This is a genomic window from Campylobacter sp. RM16187 (genome assembly GCF_025319965.1).
Classification (GTDB): Bacteria; Campylobacterota; Campylobacteria; order Campylobacterales; family Campylobacteraceae; genus Campylobacter_A.
Genome location: NZ_CP012549.1, coordinates 1089169 through 1106711 on the forward strand (window position 1 = coordinate 1089169; position 17543 = coordinate 1106711).

The 17543-nt window shown below is 35.0% G+C and carries 16 protein-coding genes and 2 tRNA genes; 1 reads left to right on the forward strand and 17 read right to left on the reverse strand.

The window, feature by feature from the left end; all coding sequences use genetic code 11:
* Window positions 1-67 precede the first annotated feature (67 nt).
* Window positions 68-2143 carry a TonB-dependent receptor gene (locus CDOMF_RS05870; RefSeq protein ID WP_260951137.1) on the reverse strand — a complete coding sequence of 692 codons (2076 nt, stop codon included), beginning with the start codon at window positions 2141-2143 and terminating at the stop codon, window positions 68-70.
* A 107-nt stretch (window positions 2144-2250) separates the two neighbouring features.
* On the opposite strand from CDOMF_RS05870, the gene CDOMF_RS05875 reads away from it, so the two are divergent.
* Complete coding sequence (locus CDOMF_RS05875) at window positions 2251-3207, forward strand: helix-turn-helix transcriptional regulator (protein ID WP_260951138.1); 957 nt, start codon at window positions 2251-2253, stop codon at window positions 3205-3207.
* 84 nt (window positions 3208-3291) lie between these two features.
* Here CDOMF_RS05875 and CDOMF_RS05880 read toward each other — a convergent pair.
* From CDOMF_RS05880 to CDOMF_RS05955, 16 genes are all read right to left on the reverse strand, one after another.
* Window positions 3292-3366: transfer RNA gene (locus CDOMF_RS05880), tRNA-Met, on the reverse strand.
* Window positions 3367-3376: 10 nt separating this feature from the next.
* Window positions 3377-3451 (reverse strand) — tRNA-Gln (locus tag CDOMF_RS05885).
* A 155-nt stretch (window positions 3452-3606) separates the two neighbouring features.
* Entirely contained in the window at window positions 3607-4296 is a 690-nt protein-coding gene (locus CDOMF_RS05890; protein WP_260951139.1) for an MOSC domain-containing protein, read from the reverse strand.
* 139 nt (window positions 4297-4435) lie between these two features.
* Window positions 4436-5071, reverse strand: coding sequence for a DUF4230 domain-containing protein (locus CDOMF_RS05895; RefSeq protein WP_260953142.1), 636 nt, complete (start codon window positions 5069-5071; stop codon window positions 4436-4438).
* Between the two features lie 121 nt (window positions 5072-5192).
* A complete protein-coding gene (gene ilvA, locus CDOMF_RS05900) occupies window positions 5193-6404 on the reverse strand; it encodes a threonine ammonia-lyase (protein WP_260951140.1) in 1212 nt (403 codons plus the stop codon).
* Window positions 6388-6792: a CoA-binding protein gene (locus CDOMF_RS05905; protein WP_260951141.1), complete on the reverse strand. Its 405-nt coding sequence runs from the start codon at window positions 6790-6792 to the stop codon at window positions 6388-6390. The genes ilvA and CDOMF_RS05905 overlap by 17 nt, the downstream gene beginning before the upstream one ends.
* Window positions 6782-7885 (reverse strand): tRNA (uridine(54)-C5)-methyltransferase TrmA, encoded by a 1104-nt coding sequence (trmA, locus tag CDOMF_RS05910; protein ID WP_260953143.1) that lies wholly within the window; start codon window positions 7883-7885, stop codon window positions 6782-6784. Before trmA ends, CDOMF_RS05905 begins: the two co-directional genes overlap by 11 nt.
* Window positions 7886-7892: 7 nt before the next feature.
* The gene (locus CDOMF_RS05915) at window positions 7893-9581 is read right to left on the reverse strand and encodes a Na+/H+ antiporter NhaC family protein (protein ID WP_260951142.1); all 1689 of its coding nucleotides are present in this window, start codon (window positions 9579-9581) and stop codon (window positions 7893-7895) included.
* Between the two features lie 21 nt (window positions 9582-9602).
* The gene (locus CDOMF_RS05920; protein WP_260951143.1) at window positions 9603-10349 is read right to left on the reverse strand and encodes an SDR family NAD(P)-dependent oxidoreductase; all 747 of its coding nucleotides are present in this window, start codon (window positions 10347-10349) and stop codon (window positions 9603-9605) included.
* Window positions 10350-10360: 11 nt separating this feature from the next.
* Complete coding sequence (locus tag CDOMF_RS05925) at window positions 10361-11629, reverse strand: ankyrin repeat domain-containing protein (protein ID WP_260951144.1); 1269 nt, start codon at window positions 11627-11629, stop codon at window positions 10361-10363.
* 199 nt (window positions 11630-11828) lie between these two features.
* Window positions 11829-12320: an HIT family protein gene (locus tag CDOMF_RS05930; RefSeq protein WP_169973997.1), complete on the reverse strand. Its 492-nt coding sequence runs from the start codon at window positions 12318-12320 to the stop codon at window positions 11829-11831.
* 1 nt (window position 12321) lies between these two features.
* Window positions 12322-13107 carry an indole-3-glycerol phosphate synthase TrpC gene (gene trpC / locus CDOMF_RS05935; protein ID WP_260951145.1) on the reverse strand — a complete coding sequence of 262 codons (786 nt, stop codon included), beginning with the start codon at window positions 13105-13107 and terminating at the stop codon, window positions 12322-12324.
* Window positions 13104-14363, reverse strand: a complete 1260-nt coding sequence (locus CDOMF_RS05940; RefSeq protein ID WP_260951146.1) for a tetratricopeptide repeat protein — start codon at window positions 14361-14363, stop codon at window positions 13104-13106. Before CDOMF_RS05940 ends, trpC begins: the two co-directional genes overlap by 4 nt.
* Window positions 14339-14710 (reverse strand): YkgJ family cysteine cluster protein, encoded by a 372-nt coding sequence (locus CDOMF_RS05945; protein ID WP_211436549.1) that lies wholly within the window; start codon window positions 14708-14710, stop codon window positions 14339-14341. The genes CDOMF_RS05940 and CDOMF_RS05945 overlap by 25 nt, the downstream gene beginning before the upstream one ends.
* Window positions 14707-15399, reverse strand: coding sequence for a tRNA1(Val) (adenine(37)-N6)-methyltransferase (locus CDOMF_RS05950; protein ID WP_260951147.1), 693 nt, complete (start codon window positions 15397-15399; stop codon window positions 14707-14709). Before CDOMF_RS05950 ends, CDOMF_RS05945 begins: the two co-directional genes overlap by 4 nt.
* Window positions 15396-17543: a vesicular transport factor Uso1p gene (locus CDOMF_RS05955; RefSeq protein ID WP_260951148.1), complete on the reverse strand. Its 2148-nt coding sequence runs from the start codon at window positions 17541-17543 to the stop codon at window positions 15396-15398. The genes CDOMF_RS05950 and CDOMF_RS05955 overlap by 4 nt, the downstream gene beginning before the upstream one ends.

Sequence of the window (17543 nt, forward strand, 5' to 3'; positions counted from 1 at the left end):
TTTGAGCGAATTTAATCCGCTATAAGCAGAAATTTGGGCTTATAAACAAAAAGCCCAAATTTGAAGTTTAAAATGAATATCTAACACCTAAGCCAAATCTTCTTGGATCCGCAAAGTGATTCATCCCCGATATGCCTCCGTGATGCATGAAGGTTACGACGTGAGAGTTGTTTGTGATGTTTGTTACGTATCCATAGATATCAAAGGCCTTAAACCTATATCCGGCACGAATATCGGCGGTAATCCAAGATTTTTGCTTAAATTTATTCTCCGCATCAAAATACTTATCGCCATTTCCTCTTAGATCAACTCTTGTATAAAATCCACTAGGATGAGTGTAAGCTACGCCCAAATTTAAAGTATAATTTGGAGTATTTTCTATCCTTTTATTAACCGCATTTGGATATTGAATATTCTCTTTATATTTGGTCTTATTTATGCCCAACGCTCCGCTTATATCAAGCTCGTTGCTAATCCTATAAAAGGCTTCAAGCTCGATTCCGTCGCTTTTTGCTTCTCCTCCATTACTTGTAACAAATATTCCTCCCGGCAAAATAGAGTATAGATGTATATCCTTGATATCCATATGAAATGCAGATATGCTAAATCTAAGACGATTATCAAAGGCGTTACCTCTAAGTCCTATCTCGTAGTTGTGGCTCTTTTGCGCATCGAAAGCTTGCTCTTTGATAAATGCGTAGTAGTTGTATCCGCCCGCCAAATAACCTTGAGAATATGATAAGAACGCACTCAAATCATCATTTATCCTATAGGTTAGTCCTGCTTTAGGAAGGAATTTATTCCAAGTTTTAGAATCGTTTAAAGTATTTATAGGAGCACCTTTAGGCATACCAAGAGGAGTCATAAAAGCCGCCATATCTATATCTTTTTTGATCTTTTGAAATCTTCCTCCAAGCGTTAGTAAAAAGCTATCCGTTAGCTCATAAGTTCCTTGTCCAAAGACCGCTGCGGTATCGCCTTTTACCGTTGCAGGAGCATCCATTTCCATCTTCATACCATACTGACTAAACTGCTGACCCATTCTTTTGTTTTCAGTCTTTTCACGCTCGAAATAAAGCCCGCTAACCCACTTAAATTTATCGGCATTTATGCTCGCAAGCCTAAATTCTTGAGACAAAGTATCTAAATGCACATCTTGAAACTGGATTAATCCATTAGAAGGAAGTAACGGAGCATAAGTAAAGTCGCTATCGTAAATTCCATTTGCTTTTGATTTCTTATGAGTGGTTACTGACGAAAATTTAACCCTGTCAAACTCATAATCAACTCCGAGCGCTTGAGAAAAAGTTTTAACCAAGCTATATGTAGGTCCTTCAAAATTTGCTTTTTTGGCATCCTTTAAATCTATAGTGCCAAAAAATCCTGTTCCTCCTTGATAAAAATGCTCTTTAGACCTCTCCTCAACCAAAGTTAAGCGCGCAGTTAGCCTATCTGTGGGCTTGAGCGTAAAGGCTAGATCAAATTTATGATCGTTTGTTTTATTGGCTTTTTTATCGCCGTTATACTCATTTGTTATCCAGCCGTCATCCTTTGAAGCGTATCCTCCGATATTTAAGAATAAAACATCATCTATTAGCGCACCGTTTGCGTTAAAATTTCCCATCATGTAGTTATATGAGCCGTATTCGCTTCCTACAGCGCCGTTCCACTCGTTTTTAGGCGGTTTTGATACGACATTTACAACACCTCCGATTGAATCTTTGCCATAAATCGTGCTTTGAGGTCCGCGTAAAACCTCAACTCTCTCGACATTGTTTAAAATAGAGTTGTAATTGCCCATATTATTGCTAGTAGCAATACCGTCTATGTATATAGTAACCGGATTTGAGTTAGTAAAATCGGAGTGATTTATACCGCGAAAATTTACTCTTGTCTTATAGATAAAATGCTCGGCGCTCAAATTCGGTATTTGACGCATGACGGCATCGGTATCTTTTAAGCGTTTTTCTTCTATCTCGTTTTCATCTATCACGCTTACGCTTTGAGGGATATCTTTGATATTTTCCTCCATTTTATTGGCTGAAACCGTTACTTCTTTTAAAGAAACAGAGTCAGCTCCAAACAAGCAAACGCTAGCTGCAACCGAGATAATGCCGACAAATTTTATGCAATTTAAACTCATGTAACACTCCTTAAAAGTTATTCAAGCTTAATACTACTATAATTTGATAATTATTACTATTACCTTATTAATGGTAGAGGGATTAAGTTTAGCGATAGAGGGATTTTATGAGTAGCTTTTCCGAACTAGAGCGGTTTTTTAACGAAACATGGGGCAATACCGAGCGATGCTTGAAAAATTTAAGCCTAAAAACCGAGGATATGATCTTAAACGCTCAGATGTTTAACAACGCAAACGGCTTTGGATACGGAATATTTGATATCTATTTCGATGATGATAAGGTGTTTAATTCCGCAGACATAGGAGAATACTCTTTTATGTATTTTAACACCGGAAATAGCTCGGTTTGTATGAGTAGCAAAAACGTTAAGGATAACTTGTTTAGACCAAACGACGCTTGGATAGGAGTTATAAAAGAGCCCTTTAAAGGCAAGGTTGTTTATGAGCGTAAAAAACGCTTTAAAAGCCAGTGCATTTTTATGGATAATAATTTAATAAAAGATTTTCCAATATTTAACGAGATGGAAAAATCTGAAACTATAAGCATTAAAGCAAGCTCTACGAATTTAGCACAAAAACTTATTCTCAAGGATTTAGAAAATTCTCATATATATAGAGATAAAATGAGAGAAATTTTTATTGAGTCTAAAATTTTAGAGATGATATATAAAAGTTTTTCAACTTCTGATAATTGTGATTGCTGCAAAGGATTAAATTTATGCGACCATGATATAGCCGCTATAAAAAAGGCTAAAGAAATTTTGCTCAAAAATATGTCAAATCCGCCATCCATCAAAGAACTTGCCAAAATTTGTGCTATAAATGAATTTAAGCTAAAAAGAGGTTTTAAACAGTATTTTGGCACAACTATCTATGCTATGCTACAAGAGGAAAGGCTTAAAAGTGCTAAAGAACTTTTATTGAGAAATGATGTAAGCGTAAAAGAGGCGGCTAGCATTGTCGGATACAGATCTTTGGCGCATTTTAGTAAGATTTTTAAAGAGAAATTTGATGTGCTGCCAATGGAAATCTCAAAACATAAAAAATTTTGGATTAAAGCTTAGAATACTAAATTTTCTAATCAATGTAATTTCAGCAAAAATTAAGTAAGTTTTTAAGGGCTTTGAAACATCGATAAAATGGGGATTTGGTTGCGGAGAAGGGACTTGAACCCCTGACCTTCGGGTTATGAGCCCGACGAGCTACCACTGCTCTACTCCGCGATAATAAAATTGGATGGGGTAAGAGGATTCGAACCTCTGAATGTCAGGACCAAAACCTGATGCCTTACCGCTTGGCGATACCCCAATACCAAATAAGAAAACGTGATTATATTCACTTTTTTAAAATTTGTCAAGACTTTAGCGCTAAAATAACGAAGTTTCAAACAAATTTTAAATATATTAAAAAGTACTCATATAAAAACGATGCAAATTTAACTATATGCGCTACAAAATAAAAACCTAAATTATATCCATATAAGATGTATCATAAACGCCTTCAATACGCTTTTTAAGATCGTCTTGCCAGCCGTGACTTAAGTAGCGCAAATTCATAAATTTATCTATCAAATTTGAATTTTCTTTAGGCGCATAAAAGACACGATTTACATCAGCCACACTCATAGAGCTATCATCCCTAGAGACCATCTCGACACTATCGCCCGCCTTGCAAGCGCCCGCCTCAAGCACTCTATAATACCAGCCACTTAGTCCGCTTCTAAAAATTTCTTTTGCAACTCCTGCGTTCATCCAGCGTTTTGATAGCTTAAAACATGGCTTTCTAGGCTGGCTTACTTGAAGCACAAGCGAGCCGATCTTATGCACATCGCCGATATATACGCTTTCTTCGCGCATGCCCAAGATAGTTAAATTCTCACCCATCGCACCAAAAGGCAAATTATTTAAGCCCAAAAACTCACTCCAAGCAGGATAGTTCTCATAAGAGTTTGCAAATATAGCCTTCTCTGCTCCGCCGTGATGCTTCTTATCAGCCACCTCATCGCCATGAAAGCCGAATTTATCGGCATAAATTTCATCATTTGTCACAGTTTTAAATATCGCGCTTTGCCAAATTTTATTTATCGAATTGGCCGCATTTTCATCTCCATAGGTTTGAACTTTACCTATCAATAAGGCCTTTACAATCCCCACCATAAACCTTTTTATAAATTTCTTAAATTTTATTCAATTGATTTTATAGCATATCAATAAGTATCAATATAAAAAATAGTAAGCAAGAAAAGCCATAAAAGCTTTCCTGATAACATACGTATAATCAAACAAAGTAAATTTAAGCTACATTTTGTAGATTTAATCTTCCGCCAAGCGGCTCATCATCATCATGAAATTCAAATTTAACAGCCCTAGCCCCAAAGTTTTTAGCAATAGCCTCAAGGGTATCGCGAGCAGATTTATGAATTTTGCTTTGAAGTTCGGAAATTAACTTAACAGACATCTTTTCGACCTCATTTCTAGCCTCTTCTATAAGTCTATTTTTATCCTCTTCTCTAAATGTGCTTCCAAAAAAGCCATTTAGTGAGTCGGGCAATAAAAATGGAATAAATTTACCGTTTTTCTCATCATAAAATTTCATATTAGCAATCGAAAATTTATATTTACATGGAGGCATTACTATTAGATATTCGCTGTTTGCAATATTTATTATATCCATCTTTGGACTGGTTAGATCATATATGAAATTTATCTCAAATTCAAATATCATCGATAGTTTTTTCTCGCTTACCAGCCATCTTAAATACTCTTTACCAAAGCTTCCAAATGCATGATCAGTCTTTGTTACTATTTCCTTGCTATAGACTTGAAAAACGGAAAGCTCACCGATAGACTTAAGCTGTAATATCTCATTGCTTATAGAAGCTTTGCTAGTTCGATTGCTGCCTGAAATTTTAACAATTTTAAACAGCATAAAAACTACAACCAATAAAAAAGCCATAAGTGCTAAAATCATATAATCAATCATATATTCTCCTTTTTTAAAGCCTTTTAGCAAAAAATAATGAATTTAGTATTAATGTCACTACTTTATATTAAAAAATTTGCCTAAACTCAAATCCTGCGCCTTTTAAGCTTTTGCTAACCTGCTCTTGATGATCCTTGCCCTTTGTCTCAAGCGTTATGATAATACTTGCATCGCCATACTCAAGCTCAGTGGAGAAGCGATCATAATCTATCTTAACGATATTGGCGTTTGCAGCTTTAAGCGCATCAGTTAAGCTTAAAAGCGCACCCGGCTTATCTATCAATGTTACTTGTATAATCATCTTGCGAGATGACTTGATAAGACCTTTTTCTATTATTATGTTTAACATCTGCACGTCGATATTACCGCCACTTAAGACTATGCCTACTTTAGAGCCTTTTTTGATCTTTACCTTGCCGTGCATAACGCATGCTACACCTACTGCTCCTGCACCTTCTACGACTATCTTTTGATTTTCCAAAAGATACAAGATCGCATTAGCTATCTCTTCATCATCTACTTGCACTATCTCGTCAACGCACTCAACAATATGAGCCAAAGTTATCTCACTAGCATCTCTAACAGCGATTCCATCGGCTATTGTACGAACTGATTTTGAATTTATAACTTTTTTTGCATTGAAGCTATTATACATTGCAGGTGCGCCCTTTGCGCTTACTCCGATTACTTTAATATCCGGATTTACCTGCTTAACACAGCTTGCCACACCACTTATTAGCCCGCCACCGCCAACAGGAACTATTATCATATCAAGATCGGCTATCTCGTCAAGCATTTCAAGCCCTACTGTTCCTTGACCAGCCATTACAAATTCATCATTAAATGGATGAATGAAGCTCATGCCGTTTTCTTTGGCATAAGATACGGCAAATTCATAAGCTTCGTCAAAATTGTCTCCGCTTAGCAAAACTTCCGCACCAAGAGCCTTGGTGCCGGCAACCTTTAAAAGTGGTGTAGATTCTGGCATAACGATAATAGCCTTGGCTCCAAACTCTCTAGCGCTTAAAGCGACACCTTGCGCATGATTTCCTGCACTTGCAGCTACGACTCCCTTGCTGCGCTCCTCTTCACTCAAATTTGCTATCTTATTATATGCACCTCTTATTTTATATGCACCAGTACGTTGTAAATTCTCTTTTTTTAGATATACGCTAGCCCCACTCATCTGGCTAAGTCTAGTGCTATATGCGAACGGAGTCTTATCCACAAATCCGCTTATTGTGCGTTTGGCTTGTATTATTTTATTTAACGATATCATTTTTCAACCTCTCTAGCTCTATTTTTATACATTTATCTTCGACAAAATTTATATTATTTTCTTTAGCTATTATTTTAGCATTTTTATTTGTGATACCAAGTTGAAGCCAAAGAGTTTTAATGCCTAAATTTATGACTTCCATTATCAAATTTTCAGCAAATTCGCCTTTTCTAAACATAACGGCTATATCTATCTTTTTATCTATCTCACTTAAGCTTCTATAGACTTTGCGACCCAAAATTTCATCCTCTTTAGGATAAATTGGAAAGATATTAAAGCCCTCTTTGATTAGAAATTTAGCTACTATATTACTAGCTTTGCTCTCATCTGGACTTAATCCTACTATAGCTATATTTTTAGATGTTTTTAATATATTATCAATTCTCATTTTTGCTCCTTAAAAGCACTCCACACTCTATATGAGTAGTGTTAGCAAACTGATCAAAAATTGCGAATTTACTTACTTTATGGCTCTTGGAAAGCTCTTTTAGATTCTCTTTTAAAGTGGTCGGATTACAGGATATGTAGATTATATTTTCATAATTTTTTATAAAATTTATTACACTTGACTCAAGACCTGCGCGAGGAGGATCTACTAAGATATGAGAAAAGTTAAATTCGCTCAAATTTATTTCTTTTAAGCGATTAAATTCTCTCACACCGGCAAAAGCTTGCATAAGCTCATCTGCCGAAAGTCTAATAAATTTTATATTATCGACACTGTTTAATTCACAATTTTTAAGTGCGTTTTCAATTGACTTCTTTGAAATCTCCGTAGCTAAAATTTTACTAAATTTATCAGCCATCGGAATAGTAAAATTTCCATGTCCGCAATACATCTCAAGCATATCACGGCTATCTTTTACACAATCTTTAGCCCAACCTATCATCTTTTCATTGACGGCTCTATTTGGCTGAATAAAGGCTCCATCACCCAAGATAAATTTATACTCTCTTTGAAGTATATTTAATCTTTCTTTTAAATTTTCGCTACCGCTTATCAGTTTTTTGCCCCTACTTCTTGCGATAACAAAAATTCCAAATTCTTGTGCCAGGCCATCAAATTCACTCTTTAAATTTGAAACATCTTTGTGGTACAAAAGCACTACCAAAAGCTCGTCTTTGGTTGATATAAACTCGATTCCAAAAATTTTATCTCTTAAATTTCTATTTGTTTCTATATATCTTAAAAGAGGCGGCATAAGAGCGGCTATTTTAGAATCAACTTTTAAACACTCATCAATCATTACAAATTTTTGATTTTTACCACGCATAGAGTAACTTATCTGGTTTTTATTGTGATAAATTCCAAACTCCGCTCTACTTCGGTAATAGATTGATTCTGAAGCGAAAAATTCAAACTCATCCGTATAAAACTCTTTAAATTCGCGCTTAATATACTCTTTTTTGAACTTTATCTGCTCGATATATGGTAAATTCAGAGTGCAACTTCCGCACTCTGAAACAAATTTACAATCCAAACTCAAATTAAACTTTCTGCCCCACAAATCTAACCATTAAAGCTACTGCCAAAAGTCCAAGCGGAAGAGCGATCCATATACTAAGCCCCAATGATACAGGCATATAACCTACAAGAATACTTACCGCACATATACTTAAAGCATAAGGCATCTGTGTTTGAACGTGATCTATGTGATTACATCCGGCACCCATTGACGAAAGTATCGTAGTATCCGATATCGGCGAACAGTGATCGCCAAATATAGCTCCGGTTAAAACAGCCGAGATATTTACTATCATATAGGCATGAAGCGCATCACCCTCAAGGCCACTATTTACTCCTACCGCATTTGCAAGAGGGATGGCAAGAGGCATTAAAATTCCCATTGTTCCATAGCTTGTACCTGTAGAAAAAGATATAAATGAACCCAATATGAATACGGCTGCAGGAAGGACTATCTTAGGCGTAGCGGAAGATAGCATATCGACAAGATATCTTGATGTGCCAAGCTCTTTTATAACAGAGCTTAAGCTCCATGCAAGAAGCAAGATAACAATCGTTACTATCATTGTTTTCCAGCCTTTAACCCAGGTCTCAATAGCCTCTTTTACGCTGAATATTTTTCTATATATACCTATAAATATCGCAACTATAGTCGCCAAAAGTGCGGATTGGAATAGAGCGACCGAAGCATCGGCATTACCGAATGTCTCTCTAAATGTTTCAAATCCAAACGGATTTGCTAAGGCTTTTTCAAGAGTCTCTCCTTGCAAGGCATTTAATCCGCTGAAATAAAAGCTGACAAATGCGCCTATTATAAGGACTAAAAGTGGAATAACAGCATTTGAACTTTGAAGCTTTATACCCTCTTTTGGCTCAAGAGTCTTATCTTCAACATCCACCATTCTTGACTTGGTTGAGTGAAGCTCTCCTGTGCGAGCTCTCCTCTCAGCCTTTAGCATGCCTCCAAATTCTCGTCCCATAAAAGCGGTACAGACTATAAAAAAGAGCATAAATAGATTGTAAAATCTATAAGGAATTGTCTCTACAAATATTCCAAAGGCGTTTATATCTGTTATTCCTATTAGCTCATATCCGTTTTTAATAAGTGAAATTTCAAGCCCTACCCAGGTAGAAATGATGGCTATGCCAGCTATTGGAGCGGCGGTAGCATCTATGATAAAGGCTAGCTTTTCGCGACTAACCTTAAATTTATCAGTTATAGGGCGCATAATTGGGCCTACAATCAAAGCGTTTGCATAGTCGTCAAAAAATACGAATAGTCCCATAACCCAGGTTGAAATCTGTGCAGAAACTCCGGTCTTTGCTCTCTTGCTAAGCCATAGTGCTACAGCCTTAGTGCCACCCATCTTTGTAATTAATGCAACAACACCCCCTATACAAAGAACCTGAAGTATAATACCGGCATTCCAGCTATCGGCCATTGAGCCTACTATACGCTGAACTATGCTGATAAAACCCTTCACAAAAGAGGTAAAAGCACCGTTGTCTGCTATATTTATTAGATATGTTCCACTAAACACACCTATAAAAAGAGACAAAATAACATCTTTTGTTATAAATGCCAAAACTATAGCCACAACAGGTGGCACAAGTGTCCAAATACCAAATATCTGGGCATTTTTTGCCGCCACTTCAGGATCTACGGCAAAAGCCAAGATAGGCAATAAAAATAAGAATAAAAATTTTTGCACTCTCTTTCCTTTGTATTAAATTTAATTTTTCTCCACATGAAGCCCTGCCCAAGTCTGAGCAGTAGCCATCAGCTCTACAATGTTTATATTCACATGCTTTGGCATATTTATACAGTTTACAACAATAGTCGCTATATCTTGCGCGGTTATAGGCTCAACGCCCGCATAAACCTCATTAGCACGCTCTATATCACCTTTAAACCTCACTTCGCTAAATTCTGTCTTGCAAATACCAGGCGCAATCTCTGTCACACGAATACCGGTTCCTTTTAAATCATTTCTTATATTCCTACTAAACTGCTTAACAAAGGCCTTAGAAGCTCCATATACGTGACTTCCAGGATATGGCCAAGCGCCGGCAGTAGATCCTAGGTTAAATACATATCCGCTCTTTCTAGCAGCCATTATGGGCAAAACAGCTTTAGTGGAGTACAAAAGCCCTTTTATATTAGTATCTATCATTGTTTCAAGGTCATCCACACTTGTTTGCAATATTCCATCTATGCCTAGTGCGAGACCTGCATTATTAACTAAAATTTCAATATCCCTGTAAGATTCCGGAATATTTTTTACAGCCTCCAAAACAGCATCCTTATCCCTAATGTCACACTCTATTATATGAGTATTTTTTAGCTCCTTAGCTAATTTTTCCAACCTATCTCTTCGGCGCCCTAGGGCTACTATTTTATAACCCTCTTTTGATAGCCTTCTTGCTATCGCATCGCCAAATCCGGATGTTGCTCCGGTTATAAAAGCCGTTCCTTTCACCACTACCCCTTCTAATTATCAAAATTTGACTTTAAGCCAAGAGCTTTTAAATACTGCAAATTTGCCTCTTTTTTGCCCATTATCGCATAATCAAAAGCGTTAAATCCGGCATCATCTACAGCATTTAAATCAACACCTACGGATATTAAAAATTTTAAAATTTCCACATCACTTTTACGAGCAGCCTCCATAAAAATAGTTCTTGATGTATGCTCAAAGTCGCAAGGTTTTATATAGCTTGGTAAAACCTCTCCTAGATTTGAAGCATAAGCAAGCTTTGTGTTTATATCAATAGTCCTCTTGCTTACATCAGCTCCGTGCTCTACAAGTAGCTTTACGAGATTAAGATCATTTAGTCCTACAGCCTTAAAAAGAGGGGTTTGTCCTAGCAAATTTGAATAATTTACGTCAGCACCGTTTTTAAGTAGCAGTTCAACACTTTTTAAATTATTAAGAGCGAAAAAAAGAGGGCTCTCATACCCACTATTAATATCTACTCCTATTTGTATAAACTCTTTAAGAATATCTATGCTTTTATCATAAAGCAGCGCTGTTTCAAAAGCTTTTTGCAAAGAGTCTTTAGAAATCTTTCCGGAGTATATAAACTCGTTTATATCATTTTTTGAGAATTTAGGATCACTAACGCGCTTTTGCACTTCGCTAATATCTAACATGCTGGCCGCAAAATCCTCTTTTTGTATCGCAATTGCAAATTTTAAAAACTCATTTGCAATCTTTGTGGCATAGTAAATAGCACTGCCCTCATCCATTCTAAAACTGGCCATATAGTGTTTTACGGTAGGACCAAGAGCCTCATTGTAGTTTTTGTTAAACACTCTAAATAGTAAAAAATTTGAAAGAGTTTGATGCCCCCAGTATCTAAAAAAAGCTCTATTTTGTTCAAGCTCTTTTTCATATTCTTCGGATTCAAGAAGAGTTTGTGCATAAATATCAGGCTCAATTCCGGCTTTTAAAAGCATAAATTTAAAATTATTTAAATTTATATCCGCAATTTTTCCTACACAAGAGCGACTCTCCGATCTTATTTTAGTTGAGGTGTCAAGCAGATTTTCTATATGCTTTAAATTTAAAAGAGAACTTGAGCATCTAAAATCAATGGCTGCTAATCCTGCTGCTTCGATATTAAAATTTGCAGAAAAAACACGTAGTTTATTGGCTAAAATTTCATCGCAGTCAAGTCTGCCATCATCTAATATACTTCCAAAAGCAAGGGGTACAAAAAATAAAAATAATAAAATTGCCTTTATGGCAAACCCCATTTCGCAACTCCTCTTTTTAAGAACTGGATTAAATTTCAATCAATTACTTTAATTTTGCTAAAATTTTAATTATAAGATTTTACAAAATTTCGTTTTATACTTTTATAAAGTCCGATTATATAACAATATTTTTTAAACGAAAGCGGCTTTTTGCAATATTTAGATAAAACATCTTAAAGAATTTAAATTATTTCCAGATTTACTCAAATTTAACACTTTCAAAAGCATTTTTTAGCTTTTCGTACAGAGGATGAAAAGGCACTCCATTCACTCTTAGATCGGCAATAGAAGTTATAAAGTTAGTATCTCTTTCCCATCTTGGCACTAGGTGATAATGCACGTGCTCAGCTATTCCAGCACCCGCAGCCTTTCCTAAATTCATTCCGATATTTACGCCCATTGCACCAAGCTCTCTTTTTAATATTTCCACACCCTTTCTTACAAATCTACTCATTTCTATCCAAGCCTCATCGTTTAGGCTTTCAATTTTTTCAAAATGCTCGTATGGTATTACCATAAAATGGCCCGGAGTATACGGATATAGATTCATCACACCAAAGCAATGCTTAGCACGAAATAAGACTCCATTTTTTTCGTCATTTTCCGGATGTTTTACAACATCGCAAAATACGCATCCGGACATTTTCTTGCTAAAATACTCACTTCTCCAAGGCGCACAAATATGTTCCATATCACCCCTCCTTTATGGTTTTAACCGCTTTTACAATATCATCTTGTCTCATAAAATGCTCCCCAATTAAGAATGCATCGACACCTATTTTATTTAAATTTACAAGTTGTTCATGATCAAATAGTCCGCTTTCGGCCACTATGATTTTATTTTGAGGCAAAAGCGGTATAAGTCGCTCGCATAAACTCATATCCATTTCAAAAGTTTGTAAATTTCTATGATTTATTCCTATTATATTCGCTCCGACAAAAATCGCCTTGGCGATATCTTCTTTGTCATGCGTCTCCACAAGAGCTTCAAGTCCGAGATAATGAGCGTATTCAAGAAGCTCTTTTAGCTTAGATCTACTTAAGGCCTTAGCTATCAAAAGTATAAAATCTGCCCCGTAAACAAGAGCCTCGACTATCTGATATTTATCTATTATAAAATCTTTTCTAAGTAGAGGCGTTGCCGTATATCTTCTAATCTGAGTTAAAAACTCTAAATTTCCTTTAAAATAATGAGGCTCGGTTAAAACAGAGATTGCATTAGCTCCGCCGTCTTCATAATTTTTAGCTATTAAAATAGGTTCAAATTCACTTCTAATAAGACCTTTGCTGGGGCTAGCCTTTTTAACTTCTGCTATTATCCTAAAAGGCTCATTTTCACTGGACCTTAATACTCTTGCAACATCTCTAGGCGCATAAGGATTATATGCCAAGCTTCTACCTAGCCATTCAAGAGGAAACTTGACCTTTCTTTGCTCCAAATCCTCTTTTGTTCGCTCTATAATCTGATCAAGTATCATTTTTTATTCTTCTGCAAACACTCTTTTATCATTCTTATATGTTCTTTTGCTTCATCGCTATCTATAAATTCACTATCATGCATAACGCCTTGCATAAGCTCATCTGCCTTCTCGCACTCTCCAAGCTTAAAATAACCCCACGCAAGAGAGTCTATATAATATACAGAATTTGGATCTCTTTCGAGGGCCTTTTTAACTAGCTCTACGCCCCTTTTTATATCCACATCATGATCTATGAGCAGATATCCGTAATAGTTAAAATATACCGGATTATCAAGCCTGTTTACAGATTTTTCAAAGTTATATATGATCTCATCAAGACTCTTTTTAGTCATTTTTTTAGAGTCGCGTTCATATTGATAGATTGCCATTTTCGCCTGATATTCCAAGTTGAAGCTCTTATCAAAGATCTCTTTTGCCTTATTATATGCACCGTCAAAATCTCCAATCATAGCATAAATTTCCATCAAAGCATCATCGTTATGTTTATGTTTTTTTAGAAATTTAATCGCATCTTCGTAGTTCTTTTGATAGACATAAATTCCAAGAGCCTTATTTAAAAATTCTTTCTCTTTCATTATTTCATATAAATTCTCATAAATTTCAATCGTATTGTTAAACTGTTGCATCTGAATATAAAAGTCTATCAAAGTCATGCACACATGCGCAGTGCAACCGTTGATTCTTCTTGATGTCTCAAGATAGCTTACCGCCTCTTGCTTTCTATTCATTTTATTATAAAGAAAATCAGCAATCCTAATCAAATTCTCATCGCTTTTTTCTATCTCATAGGCCTTTTGAAATTGTGCCAAGGCCTCTTCATTTTTACGCTGCATCGAAAAAAGAGAGCCGAGCATTATATAGCTTCTAGGCTTAGGCTCTTTTTTAATTAAATTTTCTAATACTCTCCTAGCCTCTTCAAACCTGTTTTGACCCATTAGCTTTGCACCTTTGATACGCAAAAAATCCGAATCATCTTTTAAATTTTGCTCAGCAAGTTTTAAAATTTCATTAAACTCAGGGCTATTTGAAACAAATGCGAATTTCAAAGCCTCTTTTAAATAAGTTATTTTATTTGTCTTTTTGTAAAGCTCCTTGTAGATAGTAACGGCATCCTCGTGTTTAGAATTATCAACCGCCATAAGCGCTTCAAGTATATAGAGATTTTCATCAAATTTTTTATCTTCGTTAGCCGCTCCTATGCAAAACATGGAAAATATTAATAAAATTCCTACAATCGCCTTATTCCCACGCATTCTCTCTCCAATTCATCAAAATGATTTTTAAAATAATCCCAAAAAGGAAAACTCATACACTGTTTAGGCCTAAACTCATAAATAGAACAATTTTTTTCGCTCTCATTAAAGAATATACAGGCATAACCACCATTGTAAATCTTCTCTTTTATACTAAATTTATACCCGTGCTTTTCTAAAAATTTATTTCTAAATTCGCCTTCATCAAGACTAAGATATCCAGCAAGAGCTGAAATTTCATTTGGACTTATCCATATATACCCGCTCTCGCCCGTGCAACACTTACCTCCGCACTCAGAGCACTTAGTAAAGTCGAATTCGTAATCAAATCCATCTTGTCTTATCAATCAAAATCCTCACTAAGAGTATTTGCTCTAGCAAAAATTTCACTAGCGACCTCGCTATACTTATCATTTTCAAAAACAAAAACAGGAGGCAATATCTTCATTAGCGCCTTTGAACTCTTTTTCGCCTCTATAATAACTAAATTTGCTTCAATAGTTGCTTTGGGATGAATAAAGCATAGCCTTGAGGGCGTAAATTTATACTTTTTTAAACATATTAAAATTTCACTAAGCTGCTTTGCATCATAACAAAACACAAAAGCCCCATGAGGTTTCAGAAGCGAATTTGACGACTTGATCAAATTTTCAAGAGGTAAAAACTCATTATATCTACTAATTTTTATATGCTCATTCTCGCTTCTTTTGGATCCATCGTGATAAAAAGGCGGATTTGAGACTATAAGATCATATCTTTTATCGCTTTTAAAATTAGAAAAATCGGCTGTAATAAAATTTGCCTCAATAGAGTTTGTATCGGCATTTTGTTTTGCCAAATTTATATTTGACTCCTGAATATCAAGCATATCAATATTAATACTAGCAAAATCACGTTTTAACAAAAGCCCCAATATACCACATCCGCATCCTACATCAAGGACTTTGCCTTTTGGCTTTGTTTTTGATACAAAATCATAAAGCATCATAGTATCAGAGTTATACCGATACCCTTTTTTAGGCTGCAATAGCCTCATCTATACACCTTGATAACAAAACCTTGCTTATTATCAGAAGTTATGATTTCATTACTATAAGATATGCGAGAAAAATCTCCAAATTCGTCTTTTATAAGCTCTCCGGCGGTTTTTGCCCTCTCTCTGCCTATACCGAAATTCGCATATAAATTTATCTTCTCAAGCTCATTTTTTGGTATCAATTGAGCCACTTTGGAAGTTGCTATAAAATTTCCATGGCTAACTATAGGGGTAATCTCAAAAAAATAGTTTGAATTATAGCGCTGTACAAACTCGCTTACTCTATTTTTACATATTACAGTTGGCTTATCTGATCCTATAACCATATCATCACACTCTATAGATTCTATAAAAACTACTTTTTTAGGCACTTCCGCCTTAAAATTTAGCTGAATTATCTTTTTTAAATTATCGTTTTCACTGCTTAAATATTCGCTCTCTTGCATAAGCTGCGAAATCTTGGTTTTAAGCTCGGATACTTCCAACGAGAGTGGATTTTGATTATTTTTTAAACTCTGCGTCAATGTTTCATTTTTTTTGGTTTGAATTTCAAGGCTGTTTTTTATTTTTTCTAGCCTTAAATTTATCTCACTTATCTCTTTATCTTTAAGAGCAAGGGTAGAATTTAGCTCATCAATAGTTTTTTTGTGAATTTCTACGGCAATTTCCGCATTATCTACTCGTTTTTTCGCCTCCTTGCTTATAATTGCATTGCCTTGTATTAAAGATGTGATCTTATCGTTTAATATTTTGTAGTTTTGAATATTTTTTTTATTTGCAAATATCTCACTCTCAAGCCTCTCTTTTTGAGTGGCTAACATTGCATTAAGAGAGGTTATATTTGACTCGCTTTGAATTATCTGTTCATCTTTTTTTAAATTTTGCTCTTTTAATTTAGTTATCTCTTTCTCAAGCTCATCTTTTGTATTTTGCAAATTTGAGCTTAATTCATTAAGCTGTTTTTTAAGTTTTTCAACCTCTTTTTTATGCAAGCTCCACATCCCGGTAACTTCCTTCTCAAAACCACTTCTTTCAATCTGAAGTCTTGACTTAAGATTTTCTATCGTGGCATTTTGCTCTTTATTTAAAGATATAAATTTATCATTTTTTTCGTTTATTAAATTTAACTCCGCAAGCTTTTTCTCAAGCTCTTTTGACTTTAAATCAAGCGATTCTTTAAGCAAATTTTGCTCTCTTTTAAGAGCCTCTATTTCATTAAGTTTTGATTTTATATCTTTTTCGTATTCATTTTTTTTGACTTCAAATTCCTTATTTAAAGTATTTATCATATCTTGACTTGCAGCCTGTATCTTTAAGACCTTATCCTTTTGCTCGGTTTCTACTCTTTTAAATTCAAACTCTTTTAAACTTAATGAATCGGTCATTCTAGCATTTTCATCTTTTATCTTAGAGAGCTCGCCGGTGATCTTTAAAAGCTCTTTTTCAAGTCTTAGCTTTTCATCCATCTGAGTCTTTAGATTTTTGCTCATTTCGTCACTATTTTTTGAGATTAGCTGAGCCTTATCCCTTTCAAACTGATTAAGCCTATTAACCATTTCGTTTCTTAAAGAATCAATCTCATTTTGAAGCTTGACAATCTTTTGAGATGAAATTTTAGAGCTTTGCAAATTTTCGTTTTGGCTCTCCTCTAGTTTTTTCGTAAGATCATTTATTGTCTCCAAATACTTCTCAGAGTCCATTATCATTCTTAAATTTATATTTTTATATGATAGGCTTGCATCTTTAGAACTTAGTAAATTTGCTATTTCTAAATTTTTACTCACTAAATCTATATTGTCATCATAAAGTATCTTGTTTTGAACTCTTAGGTCGCTTACTTGACGTTTTAATTCCTCTAAATCACTAGGTATAGGCTCGTTTATGCTGCTAATTTTTAAATTTTTCTCATAGCTTTTTGGCGTTAGAAATTTACCGTAAGTATCAAGATTATCTTTTTTAACATATTTTTCCTGCTCGTTTCTAGGAAGCTCATCAAAGCTTAAAACATGGATAGCAACCTCATTTTGATCTTGTTTGGAATTGTATTTTTTACCCGTATTTGAATACACAAGATACAAACTAACTGCAATCAAAATACTAAATAGTACAAATAAAGTTAAATTTATGATTTTAAGCCTATTCAA

What these genes read in the sequence shown, in the direction of transcription:
- CDOMF_RS05940 (WP_260951146.1), bottom strand. Translation starts at nt 14,363, where the DNA reads ATGCGTGGGAATAAGGCGATTGTAGGAATTTTATTAATATTTTCCATG.
- CDOMF_RS05950 (WP_260951147.1), bottom strand. Translation starts at nt 15,399, where the DNA reads ATGAGGCTATTGCAGCCTAAAAAAGGGTATCGGTATAACTCTGATACT.
- CDOMF_RS05895 (WP_260953142.1), bottom strand. Translation starts at nt 5,071, where the DNA reads ATGCTGTTTAAAATTGTTAAAATTTCAGGCAGCAATCGAACTAGCAAA.
- CDOMF_RS05870 (WP_260951137.1), bottom strand. Translation starts at nt 2,143, where the DNA reads ATGAGTTTAAATTGCATAAAATTTGTCGGCATTATCTCGGTTGCAGCT.
- ilvA (WP_260951140.1), bottom strand. Translation starts at nt 6,404, where the DNA reads ATGATATCGTTAAATAAAATAATACAAGCCAAACGCACAATAAGCGGA.
- CDOMF_RS05930 (WP_169973997.1), bottom strand. Translation starts at nt 12,320, where the DNA reads ATGGAACATATTTGTGCGCCTTGGAGAAGTGAGTATTTTAGCAAGAAA.
- CDOMF_RS05905 (WP_260951141.1), bottom strand. Translation starts at nt 6,792, where the DNA reads ATGAGAATTGATAATATATTAAAAACATCTAAAAATATAGCTATAGTA.
- CDOMF_RS05875 (WP_260951138.1), top strand. Translation starts at nt 2,251, where the DNA reads ATGAGTAGCTTTTCCGAACTAGAGCGGTTTTTTAACGAAACATGGGGC.
- CDOMF_RS05925 (WP_260951144.1), bottom strand. Translation starts at nt 11,629, where the DNA reads ATGGGGTTTGCCATAAAGGCAATTTTATTATTTTTATTTTTTGTACCC.
- trpC (WP_260951145.1), bottom strand. Translation starts at nt 13,107, where the DNA reads ATGATACTTGATCAGATTATAGAGCGAACAAAAGAGGATTTGGAGCAA.